This is a genomic window from Sphingobacterium sp. UBA7855, from assembly GCA_002500745.1.
In the GTDB taxonomy this organism is placed as follows: Bacteria; Bacteroidota; Bacteroidia; order Sphingobacteriales; family Sphingobacteriaceae; genus Sphingobacterium.
In genome coordinates this window covers 184,982-200,924 of sequence record DLST01000012.1, presented here as the reverse complement: position 1 = coordinate 200,924, position 15,943 = coordinate 184,982, and the positions used below count along the sequence as shown (strand labels likewise).

Sequence of the window (15,943 nt, the reverse complement as noted above, 5' to 3'; positions counted from 1 at the left end):
GCGGATAAATAGGCTATATACGAAAAATAGTAAATTTGTATATTATTCAATTATATTGTTTTCATAGTATGGAAATTTCGGATAGATTATTAAAACAAATCGAGTTTATTAAAGAGATTGATAAGATTAAATATATACAACGAAAAACAAAGCTTTTTCATAGCGACCGGCATGAAAATGATGCTGAGCACAGTTGGCACCTTGCAATGATGGCGCTAACACTTTTAGAATACGCAGATGAATCAATAGACCTATTAAAAGTTGTCAAAATGGTGTTGATTCATGATATTGTAGAGATTGATGCTGGAGATACTTTTATCTATGATTTGGAAAGAAATCATACCAACACTGATTTAGAACGCTTGGCAGCAGGGCGGATTTTCGGGATTTTACCGAAAGATCAGGCAGATGAACTAATTACACTCTGGGAGGAGTTTGAGTTGGGACAGACGGAGGAGGCTAAGTTTGCGCGTGCAATGGATCGTTTGGAACCCCTTTTGCAGAACAGTTCCAATAATGGTGGAACTTGGAACGAGCCCGGCGTAAGTTATGAAAAGGTCTTTGCCAAGAAATCTGTCATCAAAGATGGCTCTACTGCGCTTTGGGCATATGCAGAGAAGCTGATTGATGCAGGAGTTGCTCAGGGAATCCTAAAAAAGAAGTAGTCTCTTTATTAAATTGACATCGGTAATCCCTTCTGGGAGGGTTTCTGTTGTTTTTTACTGCTATCTAGATTTAGCGATAAATTTCGACGCACTTTTCGAAGTTGTAATGAGCTTGCACTAATTATATTAATTTTCTATTCGTTTTCTTTTTTCAAACCATTCATCTTTTAAAATTGACATCAGCAACTTGTCGTGAAATTGGTTATCCCTAAAGCAGGCTTCACGCATTCTACCTTCAAGTTTAAATCCAGCGTTTTCATACGCTTTAATCGCCGCATAATTTGGCTCGGATACGGTAAGCATAATTCTATTGAGCCCTAATTTTTCAAATCCAATAGCGAGAAGTAATTTGGTAACTTGAGATCCTATCCCTTTACCCCAATGTTGACGATCTCCGATGAAAATAAAATATTCTCCTGATCTGTTTGGCTTTGAAATATTACAAATGCCAGCATATCCAATCAATTTGTTTGTATCGTTTAAGAAAATTCCACGATTAAAATTTTTTAGATCATTGACAACAGTTAAAAACCAAGCATCGATCTCCCACTTTGAGTGCATGGATTGGAATACAGAAAGGGAATATTTTATCGAAATGTCATCATTGATCCATTCATAAAATGGTGATACGTCTTGCTGAACAAGGGGTTTTAAGTTAATCATTATATTGAATCTTACAGTGTATTGATGGATTATGTTTGTTTAATAATGTCGCTATTTCGGTGCAAACATAATATAATCATTGTGTAAAGAACTAAGTCTATCGTTTTGAAAATTTATCTAAAAAACTGCTGTGCTACCTATGCTTTAAATCGGTAACGAGAGGGGCTGTCCAAAATTGGGCAGCCCCATTGATATATTGTATTATTTTTTGTCCCACCAGACTTTGGATAGGAAAGAGTCACCATTTGTCATACGTGCTGCAGCCTCTTTTAAATTTGCTGCGTTTAACTCAGTCTCTTCACTGGAATAAATAGCTCTACGCGGTATTTGTCCGTTGGTGGAACCTGGGTTAGGACCGGGGGTTAATCGAGGATATCCCGTACGTCGCCATTCGGCAAAGGCTTCCATGTCCCGGCCAAAGAGGTGAATCCATTTTTGTGTCGCTATTTTCTCCATTTTCTGTTCGTCTGTCAAGCTGCTTAGATTGAGCACAGGTTCATATGCAGAGGGGATTGCCGTCATATTGTATGGTGGAAGTGCCAGCGCAGCTTTGACCCCTTCTGTAAAGAACGTCTGGGCATTGGCAGGTGTAGCACCCCAGCCAAGCAGTGCAGCTTCGGCTTTGTAAAAACAGATATCCGAATACGTAAACGCATAGCTTGGGATCGGTGCAAAGGTGAGACTAAACCACGTTGATTTGTTGGCCGTGGAATAGTTGGCACGAATCAACTGTGACAACTGATTATCCGTTAACGCAACGCCAATACCCTGGTATGTTGCTGTACCATTAAAATTGACAGGCTCGGCAAGTAAAGGAAGCCTTGGGTCATTGTATTCTTTGAGCTTGTCAACCAGCGTATTCGCCAAATAACGTAGATCGGCACTTCCGGTAGTCATTTGACGTAAAATCGGGTTCTGGTTTTCAGCCTGAGCATCGTTGTAGGTCGGTACCGCGGCATTATCACTGTTGCTGGAGAATAGACCTGTAGCAGAAGTCATGGCTTCGGTAACCGTTTTCTGGGCCAAAGAAGGATTGGCGTACCGCATGCGCATGCCGAGCTTTAATTTGAGCGAATTGCCAAATTTTTTCCATTTATCAATACTGCCTTTGTAAAAGAAATCTGAAGAGCCGTAAGACTGGTCGCCGGTCGTAAGCCTTGCCATAGCTGCATCGACCTTTTGAACCAGTGCCGGATAGATCTCTTCTTGTTTGTCAAATTTTGGGGTACGATTAATTTCCTTATTGGATTTTGTGATCTCGGAGTAGGGGATGTCACCAAACAAATCTGTAAGGCGCTGATAGAGGTATGCTTCATAAAGCTCGGCAATGGCCAGTTTACTTCTCCCTTCTGCATTGTCTTCCTTGTCGCTCAATTCCTGTTTGATCTGAACGATATTGCGGAGCAAGGTGTAGTGCTGCGACCAGATCAGATTTTCAGGTCCTTCAAAATATCGAGAAACGGGTACTACCGGTCCCCCAGCCCAATGTTGGATCCAAGAGCCAAACTTGTTGTTGGGTAGTTCCCCAGATTCCTGAAAAGTTCCATCACGTAGAATACGGGCTAAGAGTAAGGAAGGATCTACAGTGGTGACCGATGTTGGTGGTGTATTGATTCGTTCGAAATCTTTGGTACAGGATCCTAGTCCTGCCACAGAAATAAGTCCGACGATGAATGTATTTTTAAATAGTTTCTTTTTCATGATAATAGGTTTACAATCCAACAGTGAGGTTAATACCGAATGTGCGCATCATTGGAAGTGAAGTTGATTCGATACCAATCGAGCTATTGTTTACATTGAAAGCAGAAGCTTCTGGTGAAAATCCATCCGTTTTCCGTTGAAAATAAAATAGGTTACGTCCATAGACGCCCAACTTTAGGGAGTTAACAAGTTTATGTGGCATCAGCTTTTTAGGGAAAGAATAGGAGAGACTGATTTCGCGCATGGCAATATAACTCATATCATTGATCATCTCTTCAGAGACCATAACTTCTTTATCACTGGCTACCATGTTCCAGTAATCTTGCGCGGCAACCTGCTTGCTGTTTTTTGTTCCTGTACTTGTCCAGTTTCCTGATCCATCTTTTTGTCCGACCATCCCCTCGGCAATGTAGGTGCCATCTCGTCCTTCTAGGGTCTTCGTTGAAGTACCATAAATAATCTGTTCGCGGTTCGACTGGGAGAAGATCACGCCGCCCTGACGGATATCGACAAGCGCGTAGAGGTTGAAACCTTTATATTTAACTGTATTGGCAAAACCTCCCAACCAGTCGGGTTGCGCATTTCCAAGATCGGTTTCTACACGTCCGGCTGTGCGCAAAGGGAGTCCAGTGGTAGGGTCGATCAACCTATTTCCTTGCTCATCTTTGATCCAGGCAAACTGTGTCCCAATGAGCTGGCCAAATGGTTTTCCGACTTCTGCAACCACATTTATCCCGCGGTCTGTAGCGAGTAAAAAGCTTTCTACACCGGGATAGAGTGATTCAACTTTATTCCGGTTGCGGTTGTAATTGAAGGTGGTATTCCATTCAAAACCCGATTCGCTTTTGATCGGTGTTGCTCCCAAGACAAATTCGATACCTCTGTTGCTAATTTCTCCAGCGTTGATCCTGTTTTTTACATAGAGACTAGAAGGAGCGATTGGTACGTCCAAAATCTGATTCTTTGTCTTGGCCTGATAGTAGGTGAAGGAGAAAGAAAGTCTGTTTTTTAGGAATCTCAGATCTGCCCCAGCTTCGATAGACGTGGTCAATTCGTTTTTCAAATTCGGATCAGGAATAATTTCGGTATAAGAAGCCATCGGTATACCACCATGGGTATACTGATTGAGGCTATATGCTCCTGTCAGCTGATAGGGGTTTCCTGAACTACCGGCCTGGGCCCATGAAGCTCTGATTTTGGCGAACGACAGTGCGTCAGATTGCCATTTGAAAGCATCCGATAAGACCAAACTGGAACTTACACTCGGGTAGAAGAACGAATTGTTTTCCTTTGACAGGGTCGAAGACCAGTCGTTACGGGCAGAGAAATCGACAAACCAATAGTCTTTGTAACTGAACTGGCCCGATAGATAAGCCGAATTAATCTTGGACTCGATCAGGTCAAATATGTAACTATTTGTAGTAGTGTTATTGATGACAAAGAGATTGGGAACAATAAATTGATTACCTGAATTTCCTGTCATACGCAAATACCGGCTTTGATGGCTAGCCCCTAAGTTGGCACTGAGTTTAAAGTCGTCGGTCAATTTGAAGTTGGAGCTAGCGAGGACGTCAAAATTGTCTTCGCGCGCTCTGATGACCTCTTCGCGAATATCACCTTTTCGGTTCAAGCTTTGGTAGGTGTTTATTGGACGGTAGCGAAACCGTTGGTCGGTATAGAAGTCCGTACCCCCGGTCGCTGTAACCTTAAGCCAAGGTGCAAAGTCGTAACTCAGACGGAGCAATCCTATGATGCGGTCCCGACGATCTTCATTATGGTTTTCATGAGTGGTCCAAAAGGGGTTGGCTGTGGAACTATTGGTGGCATATGTTTTCTCCAATCCTTCCGTCAATCCCGAAAATCCGAGCTGTCTGCTGATCTCCTGTGCGGTCCATTTATACTGTGCCATGATGTCGTTGCCCAGGCTTCGCGGCTGGCTGATAAATAGGTAGGCAGGATTGTCTGCCGCATCGGCCAACGTAGGTCGGTTTTGTCCCTTTTGTGCAATATAGTTCGCCTTGATGTCGATATGAAATTTATCGGTTATTTTGGCTTGCGTGCGCAAACCGAAATTGTTTCTCTTCAGCGTATTCGTTGGGATATAACCCTTTACATCTGTATTGGCAAATGAAAAACGGTAGTTTACTTTGTCGGTTCCGCCATCGATACTTAGGTTGTTGACAAACTGTTTCTCCGTTTGAAAAAACGACGAGTAGGTGTCTGGTTTTGGTGTTAACTGTAAGATGTTGCCATAAGCATCTTCATAAGTCTGGCCTTCCATTTTTGCACCCCAGCTTGCCCGTGTCGTACGGTCACGTCCTGCACTCATTTTAGGCATACCGCTGTAACCATTTTTCAGCGCTTCGCTCATCGAAACAATGGTGCCGTCATCTTTTCTGAAATGTGTAAATGTTCCGTTCAATCCTTGTCCATAGACATTTTGAAAATCAGGTATGACCAGCCCATTGCCCAATGAAAAATCTGTACCATAGCTGAAACGGGCCTTACCAGCTTTACCAGATTTAGTTGTAATTAAGATAACGCCATTACTTCCTCTTTGTCCATAAAGTGCGGCCGCATTCGGGCCTTTTAATACCGACATCGTTTCGATGTCTTCGGGATTGATGTTTCCGATTCCGTCGCCATAATCGGTTCCCCCAGATTGGTTTGGAGATGAAATATTTTGATTATCAATTGGTACGCCATCAACAACATAGAGCGGCTGGCTATTACCGATAAGTGAGTTGTTACCACGTATCACGACCTTGGATGAACCTCCGGCACCAGATGCCGCACGGCTTACCTGCACGCCGGCAACTTTACCCGATAGGGCATTAGCCACATTGGTTTCCTTACCCTGCGTCAGCTCGTCACCTTTGAGTTCAGCGACCGTATAACCGAGCGCTTTTTTTTCGCGTTTAATACCAAGCGCTGTAACGACAACTTCCTGTAAGTTTTGCGCGCTCGATTCCAAACTGATATTGATCGCTAGTTTGTCTCTGTCGGTAATGGTGTAATCCACCAGTTCTTTGCTCTTAAAACCAATGGAAGATACGCTGATCTGGTAGCCCTGTCCAGCGGGAATCTGGTCCAGTGAAAAGGTTCCGTCTTGTCTGCTGGTTGTTGTTTTTTTCAATCCGCTCGTCACATTACGTAGGGTAACCGTTGCCGAGGGGATGGGCTTTCCTGTTTCATCTTTGATTACTCCGTTAATGGTGGCATTTTGTTGGGCGTTAGCAAGAAGATAGCTTGTTGACAAAAGCCCCATAACGCCAAGACGCAGTGCCCAGTTTACGTCGGCTCGAATGTTGGATCTCAACAATAGCATAGTCAGGATACTATGCTTGGAAGGTAAATAATTGTGCATAATTTGTGGGTTATGTGAGTGAATGTTATTCGGTTTGTACATGAATGGTTATTTTATGCAGTGCTTGGATATCAGCTAGCATGTTGACGTATGCAGATGCTGTATTTTTATACGATCCACTATAGTATTTATCTCGTATATCTTTCGGTTCAACGCTTAGTTTAAGGCCATAATTATGACTGATGATGTGAAGTACATCTTGCAATGGGAGGTTTTTAAAGATCAGTTGTCCGCTAGTTTTTAAGAATGCCCCCCTTTTGCTGGATGGAGAAGTATTGACTCGGGTTTCGGCAATGATCTGTTGTAGCTTACGATCAATGCTGATTTCTTCGTTGGGTTGAAATTGTAGATGTAGGGCCTGTTTGTTTTCAGCATGCTGATTGCTTTTGACTTCAATACGGCCTTCATAGAGTTTTATTTTTGTAACTGCGCTACCTCCTTCTTCCACACTGAAAACAGTGCCAAGTGCGGTTGTTATCAAATCTGCCGTATGAACGTGAAAAGGCTTTGTCTTATCCTTTGCTACCGTAAATTTGGCTTTACCCTTTAATTGGATGTTACGTGCGCTAATGGATGTGAAATCTGAACTGAATTTTACTTCGGAATTGGGGTATAGATCGATCGTAGAACCGTCTGGAACGGAAACTTGTTGAATGGTATTACCTGAATTGATATAATATAAATTACTTGGTTGCTCCTGTGATGTGGGCTGGACTTTCTTTGCGCTACGGTATGTGGTGGTATGTTTAGTAGAGTCGATTTGGATTAATCCCAGCCAAGCTCCGATTCCGATGAAGAAGATAATAGCCGCATATTTTAACCAGCCCAAACGATTCTTATTTTTTTGCCCTATTTGTTGGAAAATATGCGCTTTTATTTCCTTTTGGTTTTTAAAATCCGAATCCATCTCATATCCTTGCCATTCCGTTTCCGGCATAAAATCCTCCCAATAAAACTCGTTATTGGCCAGCGCATTTTCTACTGCGGCAATTTCTTCCGCACTGGCTTTACCGCTTAGGTATTTGTCGATGAGTGTTTTTGTAATCTTCATGTATAAAGATTACGATCGAAAATGAGCTAGCCCCCAAAGAAATTAAAAAATAATTTGCACCAGCATACTGAACAGTAAAGCCTTTCGAATGGTTTTTAGTGCTAGTGTCAGTTGGTTCTCCACAGTTTTCGTCGATATGGTCAGCTTGTTCGCAATTTCCTTATGCGAAAGATTAGAAAACCGGCTTAACATAAAAATCTCCTTGCGTTTCTCCGGTAGTTTATCAACAATTTCATGAAGTGTGGATGTAAGCTGTTTGGCATAAAAATCATCCTGAGGGCTATGGCGCAACACTAAAGTCTGATCGTGATCCAGAAGTTTCTTTCGGTTATACTCTGCCTTGACCAGATCGATCACCACCGTTCGGGTGATACAGAAAATCTGGGATTCTATGGTGGCATCGATCGTTTTATCTCGCATATTTTTCCAGAGCTTGATAAATACACGTTGTACAGTTTCTTCCGCTAGATAAGAAGATTTGGTTTTATGGACGGCATATTGGTATACTTTGGAACTCCATAAGTCAAAGTAATCTTCAAATCTTCGGACATTAAGCGCATGATTGATTTCCATAGTGTAGGCTTGGGATAAATGAAGTTAGCGATAATGGGCTTTCGATCCAAGTTTTTTCAGAAATATTTTGCCGGCGATCTTACCTTTTAAAACTGAAAACTACTGATAACCTAAAGTTTACAAAATCTTGCGTCATTGCATCTATGAGTAAGATGTTATGCCAGCTAAACTTGTCTTAAAAATGATATAAATACTCTAATACGGTATTTATACCTCTTATTAGGAATTTGATACGGATGTTGATGATGCGAAAGTGGGATGGCATAAAGTTTGAATTTTACCCTGTTATAATAAAATAGAATATTTACAATAACACATTTGACGTATGAAAAAATTAATTCAAACATTGGGACTAGGTATGCTTATTTTAACTGTATTAGTGGGTTTTACGGCATGTAGCAAAGATGATGATCCGGCAGACAATGATCTTTTTATTGGGAAATACGAAGGTACAATCTCTTTTGATGATTTAAACAACAATGATAATGATGTTGCAGCGGCAGAAGGGACAGTTACGGTAACAAAAGCCGGCGATACCTATAATTTTGCTTTCGGAAATGGTATTCCTAATCTTAATGGGGTAGATTTTGAGAAAAAGAATAATGTCTTAATCAATATTGGTTCGGCTGGTACGGGAGTTATTCGTATTGATGCTGGAAAATTAACAATTGGCTACACAAAAGACGGAAAAGCTTGGACCGCTAATTGTAACCGAAAATAATAATAGCAGGACAAAGAAGTGCTGGTATAACGATTAAGATTAAAAAAAATCAAAACGATTATTTGATTAAAACTGTTCTATTAATAACTAATGAAAGGAGAATAATTATGAGTGATTTAACATGGAAAGGCCGTTGGAATGAGATCAAAGGCAAGGTAAAACAACAATATGCAGACCTTACAGATGATGATCTGATGTATGCAGAAGGCAAGGAAGACGAATTAGTAGGTAAACTTCAGAAGAAGACGGGAAAAACACAAGACGAGGTAAATACTTGGTTAAATGACTTATAGGGTTAATATTGTGTAATAGTAAAATTCCCCACAGGTGTAGAATCTGTTGGGGAATTTTTTTTCAACGTGCTCATTAGAAAAGGTAGATGCTTATCTGTTTTTTAGCTTTTTAATTTTTAATTTACCAAGCGTATTATTGTTTTTAATGGTTTTTAATTCAGGTTTTTAACTGTCATTTTTTATTGAAGTTGAAACGTCTAGCGATGCTGAATCCCCAGCGGAATTGTCCCTTAGCCCAAGAGCTATTTGTTTTGCTAATAAACTGAGATTCTTGAATTGCCGTCGCATTTGTGAAATTTAGATGGAATATATGTCCACCAGTATCCATTTCAATACCTATCCCTAAGGCATTATAGTAACGCTGCCCACTTAAATCTTCACGGTATTTTTTATTTGATGATTTTCGGAAAGGTAATGTATAGTCCGCCACTAATGCGACCCGATTGCTGACTTTCGCCCGTCCACCAATTCCAAGTGCAAACAAATCATTTTGATCATTATGTGCGGTATAGTTGCGGTGAAGATAGGACGGTACCAAAACGAGCGATAGATTTGAACTGAATTTTCGAGCAATAATGACTTGCGTTACATAACTTAATCGGTCACTGAAGGTATCAAAGCTTGCAGCCGAAGCTTTATCAGTACTTGCCTCCATTGCAGATAGGGTAGTGCTTGCAAAAAGAGCTACGGAAATAGGGACACTATTATCTACTGTTTGGTCGATAAATCGGTATTTCAGATTGCCCTCAAAGAGTTGTCTAACGTCGGTCGCACCCTTCGCGCGGGCAATTCCGATATTTAGATTATCTAAGAGGCCATAATCAAATCCTATACGGATGTCTGTAGAATTATCCAGACCAAAGAAATTTTTCCCACCGCCTGCACTGCCCGCGATATCACCAAAACGGTGATCTACTCGAAAGTCCATCTCATTTCGATGAATAGTCTCTGTAGTTTTAAGATTGATCAGGTTGCCGGATTTAAAGGTTGCTGTGACCTTTTCATTTTTCGGTGTATCGATATGAATCAATTTCTCAAGGTCTTCCTGGGCATATGATGTTGCAGAAGTTAAGCACAAGAGTATAAGTAGCGTTTTTTTCATTTGAAATGCAATCGAATTTTTAGGGTTTGTAGGTCGCATCAATGGTTATTTTGACGACTTCAGCAATCTTTTTTCCAACGATCGATGGAATTGTTATTTTGTGATCTGCAAGTCTTACTTGAAAATTTGAAATAGCCCTTATCGTTCCATTTTTTACGGTACACTCGACCTTTGTGCTGTAGGATTTGGTAACTCCATGAACCTGAAGTGTTCCTGTTACGTTAAGCGTATAATTACCGTCTTTTGTTAATTTGTCCGCATTTTCGACTTTGCCTTTAAATTCTGATAGGGGATATTTGTCACTTTCCATGTAGTTTTCATTGAAATGCTCCTGCATCAGCTTTTTGTCAAATTGAAAAGATGTATTTTTTACTCTAAAAATGATGTCTCCGGTTTGAAGGTTTATAGCCGAAGCGCCTAATGTACTTTTAGCTTCAATGTTCTCTAAAGGGGCGCTACTAAAAAAGGTAATGCTGTTTTCTTTTGAAACAAGGTAGGTCTTTTGTTGAGCAAATGTCCCCACGCTGATAAGCATCATGAAGAGCACCATGTAAATGTTAATTTTTTTCATATTGATATCATTAATTTTCAGGTGAATTTCTCTTTATCCATGCATCAAGCAGTTCTATTTCTTTTGCAGTTAGCGCCCCGCCTATCGGCATGGATTTGGTGACCAGTACAGCGTTGTTAATTCTTGCGATGTTGTCTTTTACGGAAGTATAGCCATTAAATGTCCATCGTCCGCTAGCCGAACGTCCTGTTCCGTGGCATGAACTACATTTGCTTTCGAAAAGAGCTTTAGAAAAATTCGTATACGATACATTCTCGGCTGTCACCGTTTCAGTACCGTTATCTGGATTGGTCGTAAGTTCCTGCGCCTGCTTTTTCGTACAGGCGGAGAAAGTGAGAGCCGATATGGTTAAGAGCGAAATGACGAAGTGATGATATGCTATGAGGCAAGGAATTGCTGTTTTGTGTGTTTTTGCCATATGTTTGAATCGTTAGTATAGATTTAGTTTGCAGGAGCAACGGTTGTATCGTCATTTACGATCGGCCAAACACCAACACGTGGGAAACTTATTCCTTTATTGTCTCCATGTTGTATATCCTGACCGAAGTAATATAAGGGCCATCCTTTGAAAGTCAACTGTTTCTTTCCATAGACGCTAATTACGGCGATATCAGTTGTACGAATAAGCGAAGGAAGGGCTCCTGTTTCTTTTTGAAAAATTGGCCAGATCGGATCATTGCTGAAATCTGCGGCAGTATAATTGTTTTTATTAAATTTATCAGGCTTAAAGGCATACAGTGTTCTACCTGTATCATCTGTTAGATACATTGTTTTTGCTATTCCTTCGGTATAATCACCTAAATAGTTTTTACCGTCGTGTCCGATGAGTTGGGCATTGGCAACCATAAGTAAATAGTCGGGTTTGGCTACATACCATATTTTATTTATAGCATCCCCTTTCACCTGACCAGATTGACCATCGCCTGCATAGTAATAAAGCGGCCAGCCTTTAAATGTACTTTGCTTGGAACCATCTTCGCGTGTGATTTCACCCATCAGGCTTTTATCAATTTTTACATCCGTACTTGTTTCGTTACTGTGGTAAACTGGCCAAGTTGCCAAACAATTGCCATTACAGGTAGAGATTCCTTTTGTATCATTGGAGAAAAAGTACAGTGTTCTACTGTTTGCATCGGTCAGGATATTACCAAACTGGGTATTGGCAGATATTTGTATACCCCTATTTTTATTTTCTACATTGTCAGGAGCTGCATCGTTTTTTGAACATGCAGAAAACATTGTTAAGGTCAATAGACCGAGAAAGACTAGCTTTACGTGTTTTTTTGTTACTTTCATATGAGTGCCTTTTTTTAAATAATCTGTTGATATTACGATCATTTCAAAAGAAAGGTTGCTTTGAAATTGATTCAAAAAAAATATTTTTTGCAGGCAACCTTTCTTATAATCCGTTCGTATTAGACTTAATACTATATTTATCAAAAGAAAGAAGCAATATCGAGTGGCGATAACAGAAGTTGACGAAAAATCTATCCATATTATTAAAGGATGTATTGATGAGGACCGGAGAGCTCAGAAAGATCTTTATACCATTTACTATGCGATGTCTTTAGGTATATGTCTGCGCTACGCTAATAACAGAGAAGATGCACTAAGTATTTTAAATGAAGGTTTTTTTAAGGTTTTTAAAAATATTGGTAAATATGATTTTCAGAAGCCTTTTTCCATATGGATCAAAAAAATCATGACGAATACTGCAATTGATTTTTACCGCGCAAAGATTAAACAGGGCTTCCTACTTGATGTATCCTTGTATGAGCACGCTATTGTGGAAGATGATAGCATTACTCAAAAGTTAAACTATGAAGACCTATTGGCGATGGTACAGCAGCTTCCACCGGCGTACAGAACGGTGTTCAACCTCTACGCAATAGATGGTTATGGACATGAGGAAATTAGTGGCATGCTGGGTATTGCTATTGGAACATCAAAATCTAATTTACATAAAGCACGCGGGCGACTTGTACAAATAATGGAAGTTCAAGGGGTAAAATTTGGTAAAACTCAAAAGAAAGCATGATGGAAAAGGATAAAAATAAGATTGATGAAATTTTCAAAGACGGCCTAAATGATGTTCATTTTGAGTTTGATGAATCACATTGGCAAAATATAGAATCACGGTTGAATCAGTCAAATCGTTTAAAGAAAAGAAAGATTGTACTTTTAATAACATTAGCGACCACAGTTGCAGCAGTTTTAATAGCTTTTTTTATCTGGAATGACCAATTACTTAAGTCTAACGAAGTGCTGAATGAAATCAATGAAGCCAATATTTTGTCTGAAAAAGAAGGGCTGGAAAATGGAACTATTCATCGTCAGGGAAATTTGCGACATGAACCTGAACAAGATTTAGGTGGGGTTGCATTTCAGCCGCATACAGGTATGAATAGTGGTTTAGCGGTACCAAGTGAAAATAGAATACTGCAGGATATTCTTTTGATGCAGGTCGCCGATATAAATTTGACAAGGATACAGGATGGAAAACAGGAAACAACATTTACTATTCCTCCTATAGAATATAGTCATCGTAGATTACCTAGTTTCAACTTAAAAGAAGAACCGATTGAAGGGATAGGGGAGCGCTTGGCAGCTATTTATCAACCTAAAGAAACCATAGGTGCCATGAGGAAGGAAGAGGAGCGGTCGGTTGTTAGTTTCCTCGTTGGGCCAGATCTTACAAGCGTACGTGGAGCAGGGAAATCTTCCCTTAGTGAAAATGTCGGCTTGGCTTATTCCTATCCGCTCGCAAAAGGATTTCATGTTTCTGTGGGAGCGACTTATGCTAAGAAGAATTATAAATCAGCATATAAGTTTTATACACCATCAAATCCACCGGAGATGGCTCAGTTGCCCAGCAATGTAAGTGCCGTTTGTGATGTTCTTGATGTTCCCTTGACAGCAAGTTACACCGTACTTAAAAGTAAAAACGTCAAATTTAATGTGAGCGCAGGGCTTTCAAGTTATTTTATGCTGAAGGAAAAGTACACTTTCGATTATGAAGGCGGAGGGAGCTATAGCGGATCTCAAAACAGTGCCGTCTATGAAGTGAATGGCGAGAACCAGCATATCTTTGGTGTCGCGGATTTTTCGGTTTCTATTGAGAAGAAAATCAACGATAAAATTAATATCGGCGTGAAACCATTTGTTAAAATGCCTTTGACGGGAATTGGGTATGGAAATGTGGATCTAGAATCTAAAGGGGTAGCATTTACTCTAGGAATGAGTTTGTAATCTAATTGGGAATTCGAAAAGCTAAATCGTGTTTGTGTCATCGTATTATTACATAAATACGAATATATCCCTCTTTTTGACTCAATATCCCCCTTGTCTAGATAGAAAAAGGGGGATATTTTTGTTTGCGAATAATCAATAACTATTCGCTCAAAGAGACTTAAAATAAATCATGAAAACACCTATATCTGTCTGTCTTATTCTGCTTTTAAGCTGTTTTGCCGCATATAGCCAAAAACCCATCCCAAAGGAGTATAACTTAGTCTGGTCGGATGAGTTCGATTATCAAGGCACGCTAGATACAACCAAGTGGAGCTACGAAGAAGGTTTCAAACGTAACCGCGAAGAACAATGGTATCAAAAGGAAAATGCTTTCTGTCGTAATGGCCTATTGATTATTGAAGCAAAAAAAGAACATCGCGAGCATCTGGGTTTTATTCAAGGCAGTAAAGATTGGATTAACAGCAGAAAGCAGATAAGGTATACTTCGGCTTCAATAAATACGTTAGGAAAGCAAAGCTGGAAATACGGAATCTTTGAAATCCGGGCACGTATACCTGTTGGGGACGGTCTTTGGCCTGCTTTCTGGACTTTAGGGACGACCAAAGAATGGCCATCGAATGGAGAAATCGACATCATGGAATATTACCGCGGCAATATATTGGCCAATATCGCAACGGGTACTGAGCAACGCTGGAAAGCCCATTGGTTCGGTCATACCAGGGCAGTTAAAGATCTTGGTGGAAAAGCTTGGGCTGATCAGTTTCATATTTGGCGAATGATTTGGGATGAAGATGCTATTGCCCTGTATGTGGACGATATTGAGATGCTTCGCGTTGCGATGGACCAATTGGTTAATCGGGATGGTACAGGCTTCAATCCATTTACCCAACCGCATTACTTACTGTTAAATTTGGCACTTGGCGGTACAAATGGTGGCGCGATAGATCATAAATTACTTCCCGCAAAATATGAAATTGATTATGTACGGGTCTATCAAAAAGTGAAACCGGCTCAGGTGAGTAGTTTCAAGCCAGGTGAAAGATGGACAGACGACAGCGGTGATGTGATCAATGCACATGGCGGGGGCGTACTTCATCAGAATGGAACATACTATTGGTATGGAGAGAAACGTGGTGGCACGGCATCTCAGGGAGTCAATGTGTATTCGTCCAATGACTTGCACCACTGGAAGTTTGAAGGATTGGCGCTAGCACCGAGCGCAGATTCTACAAGTGATATTGCTTGGGGCTGTATTATGGAAAGACCAAAAGTTATCTATCAGGAGCAACTGAAAAAATATGTCATGTGGTTCCATCTCGAATTGAAAGGTCAGGGCTATGCTGCGGCCAGGGCGGCTGTTGCAGTAAGTGATTCTCCTCGCGGGCCGTTTCAGTTTGTCCATAGTTTCAGGCCAAATAACAATATGTCACGCGATATGAGTTTATTTGTGGATACCGATGGGAAGGCGTACCAAGTGTATTCATCCGACGAAAATTATGCTTTACGCATGGTACAGTTAACGGATGATTACCTCCATGTAACAGCGAAGGATTCTTTACTATTTCGGAATCATAGGGAGGCTCCAGCATTATTCAAATACAATGATCGGTATTACCTGATCACCAGCGGATGCACGGGCTGGGCACCGAATCGTGCCGAGCTCCATGTCGCCACAAATCTTTTTGGTCCTTGGAAATCACTCGGTGATCCGATGCGGGGGCCAAATTCAGCCTTGACTTTTGACGGTCAGTCGACATTTGTACTTCCCGTAGCGGGAAAAGAGAATTCCTTTATTTTTATGGCCGACCGATGGAATTCCAAAGAGCTGATGGATAGCAGGTATATCTGGCTACCTATTGATCTTGGGAATGAAGAAGTACAGATAAATTGGAGAGACCAGTGGGATTTAAATGTATTTCATTAGTTTGACGCATCAATCTATTCAAGTTCGATTAGGCCAGACTAATCTACCGTTTCGAATTAA

The 15,943-nt window shown here is 40.7% G+C and carries 15 protein-coding genes; 6 read left to right on the top strand and 9 right to left on the bottom strand.

Translation table 11 applies throughout. The features are described from left to right. The first annotated feature begins 68 nt into the window (after positions 1–68). Positions 69–665, top strand: a complete 597-nt coding sequence (locus tag B2107_RS11180; protein ID WP_293955716.1) for an HD domain-containing protein — start codon at positions 69–71, stop codon at positions 663–665. A gap of 126 nt (positions 666–791) precedes the next feature. Here the strand turns inward: B2107_RS11180 and B2107_RS11175 are convergent, their stop codons facing one another. The 5 genes from B2107_RS11175 to B2107_RS11155 form a co-directional block, all read right to left on the bottom strand. Next, the gene (locus tag B2107_RS11175; RefSeq protein ID WP_293955715.1) at positions 792–1,328 is read right to left on the bottom strand and encodes a GNAT family N-acetyltransferase; all 537 of its coding nucleotides are present in this window, start codon (positions 1,326–1,328) and stop codon (positions 792–794) included. A 201-nt stretch (positions 1,329–1,529) separates the two neighbouring features. After that, positions 1,530–3,029, bottom strand: coding sequence for a SusD/RagB family nutrient-binding outer membrane lipoprotein (locus tag B2107_RS11170; RefSeq protein ID WP_293955714.1), 1,500 nt, complete (start codon positions 3,027–3,029; stop codon positions 1,530–1,532). Positions 3,030–3,039: 10 nt separating this feature from the next. Next, entirely contained in the window at positions 3,040–6,396 is a 3,357-nt protein-coding gene (locus B2107_RS11165; RefSeq protein ID WP_293955713.1) for a SusC/RagA family TonB-linked outer membrane protein, read from the bottom strand. Positions 6,397–6,421: 25 nt separating this feature from the next. Beyond that, the gene (locus tag B2107_RS11160; protein WP_293955712.1) at positions 6,422–7,447 is read right to left on the bottom strand and encodes a FecR family protein; all 1,026 of its coding nucleotides are present in this window, start codon (positions 7,445–7,447) and stop codon (positions 6,422–6,424) included. A 42-nt stretch (positions 7,448–7,489) separates the two neighbouring features. Then, positions 7,490–8,020: a sigma-70 family RNA polymerase sigma factor gene (locus B2107_RS11155; RefSeq protein WP_293955711.1), complete on the bottom strand. Its 531-nt coding sequence runs from the start codon at positions 8,018–8,020 to the stop codon at positions 7,490–7,492. Positions 8,021–8,345: 325 nt separating this feature from the next. Here B2107_RS11155 and B2107_RS11150 point away from each other — a divergent pair, with 325 nt between their 5' ends. Next, a complete protein-coding gene (locus B2107_RS11150; protein WP_293955710.1) occupies positions 8,346–8,741 on the top strand; it encodes a hypothetical protein in 396 nt (131 codons plus the stop codon). Positions 8,742–8,848: 107 nt separating this feature from the next. Then, complete coding sequence (locus tag B2107_RS11145) at positions 8,849–9,034, top strand: CsbD family protein (RefSeq protein WP_209576504.1); 186 nt, start codon at positions 8,849–8,851, stop codon at positions 9,032–9,034. Positions 9,035–9,206: 172 nt separating this feature from the next. Here the strand turns inward: B2107_RS11145 and B2107_RS11140 are convergent, their stop codons facing one another. From B2107_RS11140 to B2107_RS11125, 4 genes are read right to left on the bottom strand one after another with little or no spacing between them, the layout of a single operon-like run. Beyond that, the gene (locus B2107_RS11140; RefSeq protein WP_293955709.1) at positions 9,207–10,136 is read right to left on the bottom strand and encodes a DUF5777 family beta-barrel protein; all 930 of its coding nucleotides are present in this window, start codon (positions 10,134–10,136) and stop codon (positions 9,207–9,209) included. 19 nt (positions 10,137–10,155) lie between these two features. Further along, positions 10,156–10,707 (bottom strand): YceI family protein, encoded by a 552-nt coding sequence (locus tag B2107_RS11135; protein WP_293955708.1) that lies wholly within the window; start codon positions 10,705–10,707, stop codon positions 10,156–10,158. 10 nt (positions 10,708–10,717) lie between these two features. Then, the gene (locus B2107_RS11130; protein ID WP_293955707.1) at positions 10,718–11,125 is read right to left on the bottom strand and encodes a c-type cytochrome; all 408 of its coding nucleotides are present in this window, start codon (positions 11,123–11,125) and stop codon (positions 10,718–10,720) included. Between the two features lie 23 nt (positions 11,126–11,148). Then, complete coding sequence (locus B2107_RS11125; RefSeq protein WP_293955706.1) at positions 11,149–12,003, bottom strand: hypothetical protein; 855 nt, start codon at positions 12,001–12,003, stop codon at positions 11,149–11,151. A 163-nt stretch (positions 12,004–12,166) separates the two neighbouring features. On the opposite strand from B2107_RS11125, the gene B2107_RS11120 reads away from it, so the two are divergent. The 3 genes from B2107_RS11120 to B2107_RS11110 all read left to right on the top strand — a co-directional run bounded on the left by B2107_RS11120 (position 12,167) and on the right by B2107_RS11110 (position 15,883). Continuing rightward, complete coding sequence (locus B2107_RS11120) at positions 12,167–12,745, top strand: RNA polymerase sigma factor (protein WP_293955705.1); 579 nt, start codon at positions 12,167–12,169, stop codon at positions 12,743–12,745. After that, positions 12,745–13,956, top strand: coding sequence for an outer membrane beta-barrel protein (locus B2107_RS11115; protein WP_293955704.1), 1,212 nt, complete (start codon positions 12,745–12,747; stop codon positions 13,954–13,956). The genes B2107_RS11120 and B2107_RS11115 overlap by 1 nt, the downstream gene beginning before the upstream one ends. Positions 13,957–14,128: 172 nt before the next feature. Beyond that, positions 14,129–15,883, top strand: a complete 1,755-nt coding sequence (locus tag B2107_RS11110) for a family 43 glycosylhydrolase (RefSeq protein ID WP_293955703.1) — start codon at positions 14,129–14,131, stop codon at positions 15,881–15,883. Positions 15,884–15,943: the final 60 nt, after the last annotated feature.